At 69.1% G+C, this 14,198-nt stretch carries 10 protein-coding genes and 1 pseudogene; 2 read left to right on the top strand and 9 right to left on the bottom strand.

Translation table 11 applies throughout. The features are described 5' to 3' along the window. Both D588_RS0119705 and D588_RS0119700 read left to right on the top strand, forming a co-directional pair. Positions 1-464 (top strand): annotated as a pseudogene (locus D588_RS0119705) (hypothetical protein); the annotation flags it as partial. Between the two features lie 49 nt (positions 465-513). Further along, entirely contained in the window at positions 514-1,509 is a 996-nt protein-coding gene (locus D588_RS0119700) for a magnesium and cobalt transport protein CorA (protein ID WP_017908178.1), read from the top strand. A 171-nt stretch (positions 1,510-1,680) separates the two neighbouring features. On the opposite strand, the gene D588_RS0119695 is transcribed toward D588_RS0119700, so the two are convergent. The 9 genes from D588_RS0119695 to D588_RS0119655 all read right to left on the bottom strand — a co-directional run bounded on the left by D588_RS0119695 (position 1,681) and on the right by D588_RS0119655 (position 13,972). Further along, a complete protein-coding gene (locus D588_RS0119695; protein ID WP_017917212.1) occupies positions 1,681-3,045 on the bottom strand; it encodes an NAD-dependent succinate-semialdehyde dehydrogenase in 1,365 nt (454 codons plus the stop codon). 304 nt (positions 3,046-3,349) lie between these two features. After that, positions 3,350-4,201, bottom strand: coding sequence for an ABC transporter permease subunit (locus D588_RS0119690; RefSeq protein WP_017917211.1), 852 nt, complete (start codon positions 4,199-4,201; stop codon positions 3,350-3,352). Next, positions 4,198-5,160, bottom strand: a complete 963-nt coding sequence (locus tag D588_RS0119685) for an ABC transporter permease subunit (RefSeq protein ID WP_043086295.1) — start codon at positions 5,158-5,160, stop codon at positions 4,198-4,200. Before D588_RS0119685 ends, D588_RS0119690 begins: the two co-directional genes overlap by 4 nt. Further along, the gene (potA, locus tag D588_RS0119680) at positions 5,157-6,299 is read right to left on the bottom strand and encodes a polyamine ABC transporter ATP-binding protein (protein ID WP_017917209.1); all 1,143 of its coding nucleotides are present in this window, start codon (positions 6,297-6,299) and stop codon (positions 5,157-5,159) included. Before potA ends, D588_RS0119685 begins: the two co-directional genes overlap by 4 nt. A gap of 174 nt (positions 6,300-6,473) precedes the next feature. Next, complete coding sequence (locus tag D588_RS0119675) at positions 6,474-7,976, bottom strand: efflux transporter outer membrane subunit (RefSeq protein WP_026143912.1); 1,503 nt, start codon at positions 7,974-7,976, stop codon at positions 6,474-6,476. A 13-nt stretch (positions 7,977-7,989) separates the two neighbouring features. Next, positions 7,990-9,567 carry a DHA2 family efflux MFS transporter permease subunit gene (locus D588_RS0119670; protein ID WP_017917207.1) on the bottom strand — a complete coding sequence of 526 codons (1,578 nt, stop codon included), beginning with the start codon at positions 9,565-9,567 and terminating at the stop codon, positions 7,990-7,992. After that, a complete protein-coding gene (locus D588_RS0119665) occupies positions 9,564-10,832 on the bottom strand; it encodes an HlyD family secretion protein (protein WP_017917206.1) in 1,269 nt (422 codons plus the stop codon). The genes D588_RS0119670 and D588_RS0119665 overlap by 4 nt, the downstream gene beginning before the upstream one ends. A gap of 560 nt (positions 10,833-11,392) precedes the next feature. Next, the gene (locus tag D588_RS0119660) at positions 11,393-12,514 is read right to left on the bottom strand and encodes a polyamine ABC transporter substrate-binding protein (RefSeq protein WP_017917205.1); all 1,122 of its coding nucleotides are present in this window, start codon (positions 12,512-12,514) and stop codon (positions 11,393-11,395) included. 93 nt (positions 12,515-12,607) lie between these two features. Continuing rightward, a complete protein-coding gene (locus tag D588_RS0119655; protein ID WP_017917204.1) occupies positions 12,608-13,972 on the bottom strand; it encodes an aspartate aminotransferase family protein in 1,365 nt (454 codons plus the stop codon). Positions 13,973-14,198: the final 226 nt, after the last annotated feature.

Below are 14,198 nucleotides of genomic sequence, written 5' to 3'. Positions count from 1 at the left end.
AGCGGCTGCCGCCGGAACCGCCGGAACAGCTGCGGCACTGGTGGCCATGGCTGCTGGTGGGGCTGGTCGCGGCGGCGGGGGTGCTGGCGCTGGGCCGCCGCCCGCGCTGGCTGGCCGCGCTGGCGCTGCCGTTCTGGCTGCTGTGCGCGCTCGGCGGCGCGGTCCTGCTGTACCTGTGGGGCTTCAGCGAGCATCGTGCCGCCTGGGGCAACCGCAACCTGTTGCTGCTGGATCCGCTGTGCCTGCCGCTGCTGGTCGGCGGCATTGCCGTGCTGCGCGGGCGCCGCCCCGGACGCTGGTTCGACGTGCTGCTGTGGCTGGTGGTGGCGCTGGCCGGCGCCGCACTGCTGATCCATTGGCTGTCGATGCTGCAGCCGCAATTCAACCTGCAATGGATCGCATTGCTGCTGCCGGTGCACGCGGCGCTGGCCTGGGCGCTCACCCGCCCTCGCCCGCAGCCCTGATACCGTCGCGCCACTCGCCACGCGCGCCTCCGCCGAACCCACTCCCGCCATGGCCTCCGCGACCGCCAATCCCGCCTGCGTCATCAACTGCGTGCACTACGACGGCCACGGCCGCCGCCACGACATCGCCCTGGAGCAGATCAGCGACGTGCTGGCCGGCCACGACGACGGCTTCGTCTGGGTCGGCATGTACGAGCCCGGCGACGCGGTACTGCAGCAGCTCAAGGAGGAATTCCAGCTGCACGAACTGGCGATCGAGGACACCCGCAAGGCGCACCAGCGGCCGAAGGTCGAGGCTTTCGGCAACTCGCTGTTCCTGGCGGTGCACACCGCGCAAGTGATCGACGAACGCATCGTCTACGGCGAAACCCACGCCTTCCTCGGCGCGCGCTTCCTGCTGACCGTGCGCCACGGCGCCTCGCTGCCCTACGCGCCGGTGCGCGAACGGCTGGAACGCGAGGCCTCGCTGATGAAACTGGGCCCGTCCTACGCGCTGTACGCGGTGCTGGACTATGTGGTGGACAACTACCAGCCGATCCTCGACGCCTTCCGGCAGAGCCTGGAACGTCTGGAGGCGGACATCTTCGCCGAGTCGTATCGGCGCGACACCGCGATCCGTCTGTACGAACTGAAGCGCGAACTCAACCAGATGCGTCTGGCGGTGGCGCCGCTGCAGGACGTGCTGGCGCACCTCAAGCGCCACCCCGGCCCGCTGATCGCCGAGGAAGTGCGGCTGTACGTGCGTGACGTGCTCGACCATGCGGTGCGCACCAACGACGCCATCGACACCCTGCGCGAAATGCTGGGCACCGCGCTGAGCGTGAACCTGTCGCTGGTCACCCTGGCCCAGGGCGAGACGGTCAAGCGCCTCGGCGCCTGGGCCGCCCTGCTCGCCGCCCCGACCCTGATCACCAGCTGGTACGGCATGAACTTCAAACAGATGCCGGAACTGGAATGGCCCTGGGCCTACCCACTAATGGTCGGCGGCGTCGCCGCGGTGTGCGTGGCGCTGTATGTGGCGTTCAAGCGGGCGAGGTGGTTGTGAGCCGCCGCGCAGCGGCGGCGGGAATGGAGAAACGGGAATCGGGAATGGACAGCGCGCCGCAGGCATGATGTAACGCTGCATCGTTAGGCGTGCAGCAATCATCCGTGACAGACGGCGCCATCAGGCGCCGCCGCTTCTCCCATTCCCAATTCTCCATTCCCGATTCCCAACTCAAGCCACATACACCGACTTGATGTTCATGAACTCATGGATGCCATGCTCGGCCAGTTCGCGGCCGAAGCCGGAGCGCTTGATGCCGCCGAACGGCAGGCGCACGTCGCTCTTGACGATGGCGTTGACGAAGGCGGCGCCGCACTGCAGCTGGCAGGCCACGCGTTCGCCGCGGGCGCGATCACAGGTCCAGACGCTGCCACCGAGGCCGAAGGTGGTGTCGTTGGCCACGCGCACCGCCTCGGCTTCGTCGGCCACGCGCAGGATCGCCGCGACCGGGCCGAACAGTTCCTCGTCGTAGGCCGGCATGCCTGGCGTCACCTGGTCGAGGATCGAGGCCGGATAGCCGGCGTGGCTGTCGCGTTCCGGCTCGCAACCGAGCAGCGGCTTGGCCCCCTTGGCGATGCTGGCCTGCACCTGCTTGTGCAGTTCGTCGCGCAGGTCCTGGCGCGCCATCGGCGCCAGCGTGGTCGCCTCGTCCTGCGGGTCGCCGAGGCGGCGCTCGGCCGCGGCGGCGACGAAGCGGCGTACGAATTCGTCGGCGATCGCCTCCACCACCACGAAACGCTTGGCCGCGATGCAGGTCTGCCCGGCGTTGTCGAAGCGCGATTTCACCGCCGCGGCGACGGTGGCATCGAGGTCGGCGTCATCCAGCACCACGAAGGCGTCGCTGCCGCCCAACTCCATCACGCACTTCTTCAGCTGCCCACCGGCATTGGCGGCGATGGAGCGGCCGGCGCGCTCGCTGCCGGTGAGAGTGACCGCGGCCACGCGCGCATCGCGCAGCACCTCGGCAGCCTGGTCGTTGTCGATGTGCAGCACGTCGAACACCCCGTCCGGCACGCCGGCGTCGGCCAGCACCTTGCGGATCGCGTCGGCGCAGCGCGGCACGTTGCTGGCGTGCTTGAGCAGGGCGACGTTGCCGGCCATCAGCGCCGGCGCCAGGAAGCGGAACACCTGCCAGATCGGGAAGTTCCATGGCATCACCGCCAGCACGCAGCCCAGTGGTTCGTAGCGCACGTAGCTGCGCTGCGCATCGGTGGCCACCGCCTGCTCGCGCAGGTAGTCCGCCGCATGCTCGGCGTAGTAGTCGCAGGCCGCGGCGCATTTGTCGAGTTCGGCCAGCGCCTCCTTGCGCAGCTTGCCCATTTCCGCGGTCATCACCCGCTGGATCGCGTCGCGCTGTTCGCGCAGTTGCGCACCGACCTTGCGCAGCAGCGCGCCGCGCTGCTCCAGCGGTGTCGCCGCCCAGCCGGGGAACGCCTGCGCCGCGCCGGCCAGGCGCTGTTCGACGGCGGCGGCATCCATCAGCTCGAGACTGTATTCGACCTGGCCGTTGGCCGGATTGACGGTGTCGTAAGGCATCGCGCGGACTCCTGAAAAGTGTCCGGCCAGCCTAGCGCCGTGGACGTTGCGGCGACGTGGCGATGCCAGAGAGCGCGATGGCTCACAGTGTTCCGCGTGGCCTGTATGAGTCGACTGTCATGCAGCCGCCAGGAGCGACGCTCCGTGCTCTCCGATGGCGCAATGCGTCGGGACTGGAGTCCCTCCAACAGTGCACAGGCAGGCAAGCTCGCCGCAAGATCCCGTGGGAGCGGGCTAAGCCGCGACAGGCCTTACCGGCAATGCGTGTCGCGGCTGACGCCGCTCCACGGAAAAGCAGCACACATCATCCCCCCTGCTGTTGCGCCAACTGCATGTCGCGCTGGCGGCGTTTCTCGCTGCGCGCCATCAGCCACCAGCCGACGACGGCGGCGATCGACACCGCCAGCACCATCAGCGTGGCCAGCGCGTTGATCTTGGGCTTCAGGCCCATGCGCACCGAGGAGAACACGGTCATCGGCAGCGTGGTCGAATCCGGGCCGGCGACGAAGTTGGCGATCACCACGTCGTCCAGCGACAGGGTGAACGCCAGCAGCCAGCCCGACACCAGCGCCGGGGCGATGATCGGCACGGTGATCAGGAAGAACACCTTGAGCCGGTTGGCGCCCAGATCCATCGCCGCCTCTTCCAGCGAGCGGTCCAGTTCCTGCAGGCGCGAGGACACCACCACGGTGACGAAGGACAGGGTGAAGGTGACATGCGCGGCCCAGATCGCCATCACGCCCTTGGGCGGGATGCCGAGCACGCCGCCCATCGATACCAGCATCATCATGATCGACAGGCCGATGATCACCTCCGGCATCACCAGCGGCGCGGTCACCAGTGCGCCGAACAGGTTCTTGCTGGGGAAGCGGCGGAAGCGGGTCATCGCCATCGCCGCCAGCGTGCCGAGCACCATCGACGCGGTGGCGGTCCAGAACGCCACCTTCAGGCTGATCCACGCCGCCTGCAGGATCTGCCGGTCGCGCAGCAGTTCGCCGTACCACTTGGTGGAGAAGCCGGCCCACACCGTCGCCAGCTTGGAGGCGTTGAACGAATACACCATCAACAGCAGGATCGGCAGGTACAGGAAGGCGAAGCCGGCGCCCAGCACGGTCCAGCGCAATACCCTGCCCATGCCGCCGCGCGCGCCGCTCATGCCTGCCCGCCTTCGAGCTGGCGCTGCTGGTAGCGGTTGAAGATCAGGATCGGCACCATCAGCAGCGCCAGCATCGCGATCGCCACCGCCGAAGCGGTCGGCCAGTCGCGGTTGTTGAAGAACTCGCCCCACAGCACCCGGCCGATCATCAGCGTGTCCGGGCCGCCGAGCATCTCCGGGATCACGAACTCGCCCACCGCCGGAATCATCACCAGCATGCAGCCGGCGACGATACCCGGCCGCGACAGCGGCAGGGTCACGGTCAGGAACGCCTTCCACGGCGGCGCGCCGAGATCGTAGGCGGCCTCGAGCAGGCGCTGGTCGAGCTTGACCAGGGTCGCGTACAGCGGCAGCACCATGAACGGCAGATAGCAGTAGACGATGCCGATGTAGGCGGCGACCGGCGTGTACAGGATATGCAGCGGCGCATCGATCAGGCCCAGCGCCAGCAGCGCCCGGTTGAGCACGCCATTGCTGTCGAGGATGCCGATCCAGGCGTAGACGCGGATCAGGAACGAGGTCCACGACGGCAGCACCACCAGCATCATCGCGATGTTGCGCGCCGACGGCGACAGCCGCGCGATCGCGTAGGCCATCGGGTAGCCGATCAGCAGGGTCAGCGCGGTGGAGATACCGGCGATCTTGATCGAGCCCCAGTAGGCCTCGATGTACTGGTGGTCGCGCAGCAGCGCCAGATAGTTCTGCAGGGTCAGTTTCAGCGTCAGCACGCCGTCGCGGACTTCGAGCAGTTCGCTGTACGGCGGGCTGCGGATCGCCTGCTCGGCGAAGGAGATGCGCAACACGATCAGGAACGGGATCGCGAAGAACAGCAGCAGCCACAGGTACGGCGCGGCGATCACCAGCCAGCGCAGCGCCGGCAGCGAGCCCAGGCGCAGGCGCTGCTGCAGGCGCAACCGTGGCGTCGGTTGCGGCGGCACCGGGACGACGGGCGCGCTCATGCGGTCAGCACCACGCCGTCGTTGTCGTCCCACGACACCCACACCGTGTCGCCCCAGGTCATGCCTTCGCTGTCCCAGCGCTTCTGGTTGGCGAAGTTGGATTGCACGCGGATGCCGCTGGGCAGACGCACGTGGAAGATCGAGTGGCTGCCGAAATAGGCGATGTCCTCGATGGTGCCGCGCGCCTTGTTGTAGGTCTGCTCCGGTTCGCCCTTGGTGATCCAGACCTTTTCCGGACGCACCGCGAACGCCACCTCCTGCCCTTCCACGCCGGTGATGCCGTGGCTGATGTAGATCGGCACCGGGAACTGCGGGCACAACACGGTCACGTGGTCGGGATGGTCCTCGCCGATGCGGCCCTCGAACATGTTCACCGAGCCGATGAACTCGGCGACGAAACGGCTGTTCGGCGACTCGTAGATGTCGCCCGGCGTGCCGACCTGGCGGATGCGGCCCTGCTCCATCAGCGCGATGCGCGTGGCCATGGTCATCGCCTCCTCCTGGTCGTGGGTGACCATCACGCAGGTCACCCCCGAGGTCTCGATGATGGAGACCAGTTCCAGCTGCATCTGCGAGCGCAGCTTCTTGTCCAGCGCGCCCATCGGCTCGTCCAGCAGCAGCAGTTTCGGCCGCTTGGCCAGCGAGCGCCCCAGCGCCACGCGCTGCTGCTGGCCGCCGGAGAGCTGGTGCGGCTTGCGCTTGCCGAGCGTGCCCAGCCGCACCAGCTCCAGCATCTCGCCGACGCGGCTGGCAATGGCGGTGCGCGACAGGCCGTCCTGCTTCAGCCCGAAGGCGATGTTCTGCTCCACGCTCATGTGCGGGAACAGCGCATAGGACTGGAACATCATGTTGAGCGGGCGCTGGTACGGCGGCAGCCCATCCAGCGGCTGGCCGTCGAGCACGATGCGGCCGCGGCTGGGCTGCTCGAACCCGCCCAGGCAGCGCAGCAGCGTCGACTTGCCGCTGCCGGAGCCGCCGAGCAGCGCGAAGATCTCGCCCTGGCCGATGTCCAGATCGATGTCGTCCAGCGCGACGAACCCGTCGAATTCCTTGCGCAGGCCGGCGATGGACACATAGCCGGCGCCCTTGGCCGGCGGCGGTGCCGGCAGATGGTCGGTTCTCGCTTCGCTCAACGCCATCGGTGATTCCCCGTGAAGCACGCCGTCGTGCGGAGCGCCGCTGCGGCGGCGACCGCGGCGCGGTGAGCCTCAGTGTAGCCGTGGGCGCCGCGTCGGCGATACCGCGGCGGCCACGCCGCGCGGCGGCGCGGGATTCGGGAGTCGGGATTGGGGATTCGTCAAAGCAGCAAGCGCTTACTGCGCCGTGGCTGGCGCTGGCGCGGACGCCGGCGCCTCCGGTGCCGCCCAGCCCAGGCCCAGGCTCTTCTGCAAGGCCACGTAGCGCAGCAGCACCTGGGTATGCGCCTGCAGCGCACTGTCCTGGGCGGAGGCCTGCTGGCGCTGCACGTCCAGCGCATCGATCAGCGACGAGGCGCCGGCGGCATAGCGTTGCTGCAGCAACGCGGCGGAACGATCGGCCGAGGCGGCGGCCTTGTCCGCGGCCAACGCCTGCTGGCGCGCGGCGCCAAAGCGCGCCAGGGCGCCGTTGGCATCCTGCAGCGCGGCCAGCACCGTGCCTTCGTAGGCGGCCAGCCGCGCGGCGTTGCCGGCGCGGGCCTGCTCGACCTTGGCGCGGGTGCCGCCGAAATCGAAGATCGACCAGCGCAGGAACGGCGCCACCACGCTGTTGACGGCGTCGCGGCCGAGATCGCCCGGCGAGGTCGCGGCCATGCCGATGTTGCCCAGCAGCGTGACCTGCGGGAAGTAGGCGGTCAGCGCTTCGCCGATCTTCGCCGACGAGGCGGCCAGCTGGCGCTCGGCGCGGCGCACGTCCGGGCGCCGGCGGATCAGCGAGCCGGCATCGTCCACCGGCACCGTCGCCGGCAGCGTCGGCAACGGCCGGTCGGCGGCCAGTTCGGCATCGAGCGCGCCGGGCTCGCGGCCGATCATCAGCGCCAACTGGTCCAGCGCCACCTGCGCCTGCGCCTGCAGGTCCGGGAGTACCGCCTCCTGTTGCTGCAGTTGCGCCTGCGCGCGTTCCACCTGCAGGTCGGCGTCGGCGCCGCGCTCGCGGCGCTGCCGGGTCAGTTGAAGGGTCTGCCGGGCAGCCTCCAGGTTGCGCTGGGCCACGGCCATGCGCGCACGCGTGCTGCGGTAGCCCAGGTAGGCCTGCCCCACTTCGGCGGCGATCTGCACCTGGGTGTCGGCGAGGTCGGCCTCGTCGGCCTGGGCATCGGCCAGTGCGCCCTCGCTGGCGCGGCGGCGGCGGCCGAAGAAATCCAGTTCCCAGCTGGCATCGATGCCGACGCTGTAGAGCTGCGCGCGCGGATCGATCTCCACCGGCTGGCCGGTGCCGGCGGCGATGCTGCCCAGGCGGTCGGTCAGCGCATCCGGCGCGCGCGCGTTGAGATAGGCGGCCGTCGCCCCGACGCTGGGCAACTGCTCGGCGTGGCGCTGATCGACCAACGCGCGCGAGGCGCGCAGGCGCGCCTGCGCCACCCGCAGGTTGGGACTGTGCTGCAGGGCCTGCTCGACCAGCATGGTCAACTGCGGATCCTGCAGGGTGTCCCACCAGCGCTGCGGCGGCGGTGCCGGCACCACGCCGGCGGCCGCGGCCGTGGCATCGGCGCGGTGCAGCCGCGGCTGCGCCAGCGCCGCCTCGGCCACCGGCGGCGGCTTCACGTAGTCCGGGCCGAGCATGCAGGCCGACAGCAGCGAGGGCAGCGCGGCGGCGACGAGAACGCGGGAGAAACGCAGGGCCATGGAATCCTCAATGCATCGCGAGCGGAGCGCCGCCCTTAGGCAGCGGCTTGAGCAGGAACGCCAGCGGGATCGTGCAGACCACGATCACCCCGAAGATCCAGAACAGATCGTTGTAGGTCATCACCAGGGCCTGCTGCTGCACCAGCCGCGCCAATTGCGCCAGCGACTGCATCGCCGCGCCGGCGCCGGACACCGACTGCAGTTGCGCGGCGATGCCATGCAGGTAGTCCTGCGCCAGCGGCGAATTGGCGGTGGTGCCGCTGCCGAGCATCTGCGTATGGAACACCATGCGCCGCTCCTGGAAGGTGGAGATCAGCGCCAGGCCGATCGAGCCGCCCATGTTGCGCGCGGCATTGAACAGGCCCGAGGCGTCGCCGGCCAGGTCCGGCGGCACCGAGGAGATCGCCGCCTGATTGAGCGACATCATCGCCAGCGCCAGCCCGCAGCCCTGCAGCAGCTGCCCGGCGACGAAATGCATGCCCACCGACTCAGCGGTGAGGTGCATGTTGACGAAGCAGGCCGCGGCGAAGCAGCTCAACCCGCCGAGCACCAGCACGCGCACATCCACCGTGGTCAGCAGCTTGGGCATCATCGGCATCAGCAGCACCGTGGGGATGCCCGACAGCAGCACCACGTAGCCGGACTGCTCGGTGTTGTAGCCGGAGATCACCGCCAGGAACTGCGGGATCATGTACATGACCCCGAACAGGATCATGCCCACCGCCATCACCATCACGAACACCGCACCGAAACTGCGTTGCAGCAGGATCGACAGGCGGATCACCGGCTGCCGGCTGAGGAACTGCGAGCCGACCAGGGCGATGAAGCCGACCAGCGAGACCACGCTCAGCAGCACGATCTCGGTGGATTCGAACCAGCGCTCGCGCTGGCCTTCTTCCAGCACCACGGTCAGCGCGCCCAGTCCGGCGGTCAGGCCGAAGATGCCGAGCCAGTCGGCGTCGAGCAGACCGCGCAGATACATGCGCTCGTGCGGCAGCCCGAGCAGCAGCAGCGCCACCAGGCCGGCGCAGACCGGCACGTTGAGGAAGAACGCGTAGTGCCAGCTGACGTTCTCGGTGAGCCAGCCGCCCAGCAGCGGCCCGATCACCGGACCCAGGATCACGGTCATGCCGAACAGCGCCGTGCCCAGGGTCTGCTGCGCCGGCGGCAGGCGCGTGGCGACGATGGTCAGCGCGGTGGGGATCAGCGCGCCGCCGGCGAAGCCCTGGCCGACCCGGCCGAGGATCATCATGGTCAGGCTGCTGGACAGCCCGCACACCACTGAGAAAAACGTGAAAAGTAGCGCGCAGATCAGCAGGAAGTTGCGCAGCCCGAGGGTGCGCACGAACCAGCCGGTCAGCGGGATCATCACGATCTCGGCGACCAGATAGGAGGTCGAGATCCAGGTGCCTTCGGTGCCGCTGGCGCCGACCTCGCCCTGGATAGTCGGCAGTGCGGCGTTGACGATGGAGATGTCCAGCGTCGCCATAAACGAACCGATGGTGCCGGCGGCCACCGCCAGCCAGGCGCCGGTGTCGGCCTTTTGCGACGCCTGCGCGCCAGCCGCCGCGGCCGCTTCGCTCACGGGGTGCGCCCGCGCGGGGCGACCGTATCCTGGCCCTGCGCGTCCTCTTCCTCCACGCGCTCCTTGGCATCCTTGGCGCTGCGCGTATCGACCGTCACCGTCACCGACATGCCCGGCACCAGCACCTTGCGCGCCTCGGCGCCGGCCTTGAGGCGGATGCGCACCGGCACCCGCTGCACCACCTTGGTGAAGTTGCCGGTGGCGTTCTCCGGCGGCAGCAGCGCGAACTGAGACCCGGTGCCCGGGGCGATGCTCTCGACCACACCGTCCAGCTCCACCCCGGACAGCGCATCGACCTCGATCCGCGCCGGCTGCCCCGGCCGCATCAGCCCGACCTGGGTTTCCTTGAAGTTGGCGCTCAGGTACAGCGCGTCCACCGGCACCACGCTCATCAACCGGGTGCCGGCCGCGACGAACTGGCCGACCTGCACGGTCTTGTCGCCGATGCGGCCGGCGATGCGCGCGGTCAGGCGGGTGTCCTCCACCGCCACTTCCGCCTGCGCGGCGTCGGCCTGCGCCTGCACCAGCCCGGCGCGGGCCTGGTCGAGCTTGGCGCTGGTGCCCTGCACCTGGCTCTCCGCAGCGACGACCTGGGCCTTGGCCGCGTCGAACTGCGCCTGCGCGCGGTCGCGGTCGTGGACGATGCTTTCGTAGTGTTCGTGGGTGTCGGCGCCGGACGCGGCCAACGGCCCGAAGCGCTTGGCCTCGCCCTGGGCGAAGCGCAGGCTGGCGGCGGCGGCAGTGACCTGGGTGCGCGCCTGCAGCAGGCTGGCGCGCTGCGCCTGCAGCCCGGCCTCGGCGGCGGCGATGTCGGCCTGGCGTACCGCGATCGCGGCCTGCGCCTGCTCCAGGGTGGCGCGGTAGGTGCGCGGGTCGATCTCCAGCAGCGGCTGCCCGGCGGCCACGCTCTGGTTGTCGCGCACATACACCGCGGTCACGTAGCCGTTGACCCGCGGCGCCACCGCCACCGTATCGGCCTGCAGATAGGCGTTGTTGGTCTCCTGCAGGTAGCGGCCGGTGGTGAGGTAATAGATCAGCCACACTACCAGGCCGATCACCACCAGCAGGCCGATCAGCAGCAGGGTCCATTTGACCTTGGGGTTCTTCAGCGGCGACGGCGTGTCGGACTTGCCGTCGTCGTCTTGGCCCTTGCCGTCATGGCCCTTGTCGTCCCGGGGCGAGCCGGACTGGCCCTGGCCGGCGTGGCCGTCGCGCGCGGCGGCCTGCCGCGGCGCCTGTGAGGAGTCTGGGTCGTGGTTGCTCAAGTCGCTGATTCCTGGGGAGAGGAAGAACGTCGCCGGGTCGGAACGGCGACGCCACCAAACGGTAGCGTACGCCAGCCGGCGCATTATTTGTACCGGTGAGTACAGAGTGCGTGAGCGCGGCGTGGCGGTGGCGCTGCGGCGTCGCCGCGATGGCGGACGCTGTGCGGCGCCCGACCCGGCCGCTTGGCCGAGGGAACGATGTCCCCGGTCTCTCATCCCGATGGGGGGAGCGATGTGTCGGGGCGCCCTTCGGCCGCGCGACGGGGCGCGATCGGGACGGCCCGTCGCGGCTGAAGCCGCTCCTGCGGGAGAGGGTGTTGCCGGCTCCGATCTCAACCGGGAGAGCGTGCCGGCGCGGTGCCTGCGTGGACCCGCAAAGAGGTAAGAGCGGCTTCAGCCGCGACGGGCGAAGACGCGATGCGTCCCAGGCAGCATCGCGTCGGGACTGAAGTCCCTCCCACAACAGCCGCTTACGCTCCCCCTGGCCGCTCGGGCAAGCGCAGCGCGATAGCGGTCCGGGGCAACCCGCAAAGCCTTACCCGGACCGCAACGCCGGCGGCTCAACGGCCGGTCTTGATCTCCGTCCACAGGCGGGTGTACAGCTTGTCCACTTCGGGCGGGTTGATCGAATAGGTGAACATCTTCGCGGCCACGTCCGGCGGCGGATAGATGGTGGGATCGTTGCGGATCGCCGCGTCCACCAGCGGGGTCGCCTGCGGCACCGGGTTGGCGTAGTGGATGAAGTCGGTATTGGCCGCGGCCACCTTGGGCGTCAGCAGGTAGTTGATGAACGCGTAGGCGTTCTCCGGATGCTTGGCATCCTTGGGGATGGCCAGCATGTCGAACCACTGCGGCGCGCCTTCCTTGGGGATCGAATAGGCCACGTGCACGCCGTTCTTGGCTTCCTCGGCGCGGTCGCGGGCTTGGATGATGTCGCCGGACCAGCCCACCGCCAGGCAGGTGCTGCCGTTGGCCAGCGAGGTCACGTACTGCGAGGAGTGGAAGTTCTGCACGTACGGGCGGATGCGCTTGATCAGCGCCGCGGCCTGCTCGATCTTGACCGGGTCGGTGGTGTGCGGATCCTCCCCCAGGTAGTGCAGCGCGATCGGGATCAGGTCCGAGGGCGTGTCCAGCAGGGTCACGCCGCAGTCCTTGAGCTTGGACAGGTTCTCCGGCTTGAACACCAGGTCCCAGCTGTTGGCGATGTCGGTGCTGCCGAACGCGGCCTTGACCTTGTCCACGTTGTAGCCGATGCCGGTGGTGCCGACCATGTACGGCACGCCGTACTTGTTGCCCGGATCCTGCTGCGCGATGCGCTGCATGATCTGCGGATCGAGATTGGCCAGGTTTGGGATCTTGCTCTTGTCCAGCGGCAGGAACACGCCGGCCTGGATCTGCCGGCCGAAGAAGTTCAGCGTCGGCACCACCACGTCGTAGCCGCTGCCGCCGGCCAGCAGCTTGGTCTCCACCATCTCGTCGCTGTCGAAGACGTCGTAGGTGACCTTGATCCCGCTCTGCTTCTCGAAGTCGGGAATCGTGTTCTCAGCGATGTAGTCCGAGTAGTTGTACACGTTGAGGACCTTCGCCTCGCCCTGCCCCGCCTTGTCCGCGTCGCCGCCGGAGCCGCCGCAGCCGGCGAGCAGCGCCGTGGCCAGGGAAAGAGTGAGCAGTCGCAGCTTCATCGCAGGTCTCCGCGGGTCCGTGGGGGCAGGAATGGAAGGATCGGCGGCGCGCGCCGGATCCGGGATCGGGGCTCCAGACTACCCAGCGCCGGGCTATTTGCCCAGCGCCTGGGCCGTATCCTCCAGCGCCAGCCAGGCCTTGTCGAACAGTTCGTCGACCTGGGCACGGCTGAGGATCAGCGGCGGCGACAGCAGCATCGCGTCGTTGGTGGCGCGCAGGATCAGGCCGCGGCGCAGCGCATTGTCGCGGCACAATGCGCCGACCTTGCCGCGCTCGGGGAAGTACTGCCGGCGCGGCTTGTCCGGCACCAGTTCCAGCGCGCCGATCATGCCGACGATGCGCGCCTCGCCCACCAGCCGGTGCTCGCCCAGCTCGGCCCAGCGTTGCGCCAGGTACGGCGCGATCTCGCTGCGCGCGCGTTCGACGATACCCTCGTCCTGCAGCAGGCGCAGGTTCTCCAGCGCCACCGCCGCGCACACCGGGTGCCCGGAATAGGTGCAGCCATGCGCCAACTCGCCGCCCTGCTCCTTCAGCACCGTGGCCACGCGCGTGCCGAACATCGCCGCGCCGAGCGGGATGTAGCCGGAGGTGATGCCCTTGGCGATGGTCATCACGTCCGGCTGGAAGCCGAAGTATTGCGACCCGAACCATTCCCCGGTGCGGCCGAAGCCGCAGATCACCTCGTCGGCGACCAGCAGCACGTCGTAGCGGCGGCAGATGCGCTCGATCTCCGGCCAGTAGCTGCGCGGCGGAATGTACACGCCGATCGCGCCCATGATCGGCTCGCCGATGAACGCGGCCACCCGCTCCGGCCCCAGTTCCAGGATCTTGTCCTCCAGCCTGCGCGCGGCGAGCAGCCCGTATTCCTCCGGGTCCATGTCGCCGCCGTCGCCGAACCAGTACGGCGGATCGATGTGGTGGATGTCGGGGATCGGCAGGCCGCCCTGGCGGTGCATGCCCTTCATCCCGCCGAGGCTGGCGCCGGCCATGGTGGTGCCGTGGTAGCCGTCGTGGCGGCCGATGAAGATGGTCTTCTGCGGCTGGTCCTGCACGGCCCAGAAGTGCCGCACCAGGCGCAGGATGGTGTCGTTGGCCTCGGAGCCGGAATTGGTGAAGAAGGCATGGTCGAGGTCGCCCGGCGCCAGTTCGGCAAGCTTGGCGGCCAGGCGGATGGTGGGTTCGGTGGTGCACTGGAAGAAGCTGTTGTAGTACGCCAGCTGTTCCATCTGCCGTGCGGCGGCCTGGCCGAGTTCCTTGCGCCCGTAGCCGACGTTGACGCACCACAGGCCGGCGAAGGCGTCCAGCAACTGGTTGCCGTCGGCGTCCCAGACGTAGGCGCCATCGCCGCGTGTGAGGATGCGGGTGCCTTTCTGCGCCAGGGCGGCGTTGTCGTTGAACGGGTGCAGGTGGTGCGCGGCATCCAGGTCCTGCAGGGCGCGCGTATCGATCGGGTCCATGTCCACTCCAATGTCGGTACCAAGGCCGCAACGCGGCCAAGCTTTGCTCTTGCTCTTGCTCTTGCTCTTGCTCTTGCTCTTGCTCTTGCTGTTGCTCTTGCTGTTGCTGTTGCTGTTGCCTTACCGGGTTCCCTTCCGAAGCGGCGGCCGGCCCGGGGAAAAACCCCGAAGGGGCGGCGCACATGGACGTGCGCCGTTCGCGGCAGGGGCAGGATGCCCCTTCCGC

Source organism: Xanthomonas sp. SHU 308 (genome assembly GCF_000364645.1).
GTDB lineage: Bacteria > Pseudomonadota > Gammaproteobacteria > Xanthomonadales > Xanthomonadaceae > Xanthomonas_A > Xanthomonas_A sontii.
Note: the sequence above shows the minus strand (reverse complement) of the source record. Positions and strands in the feature narration are given on the sequence as shown.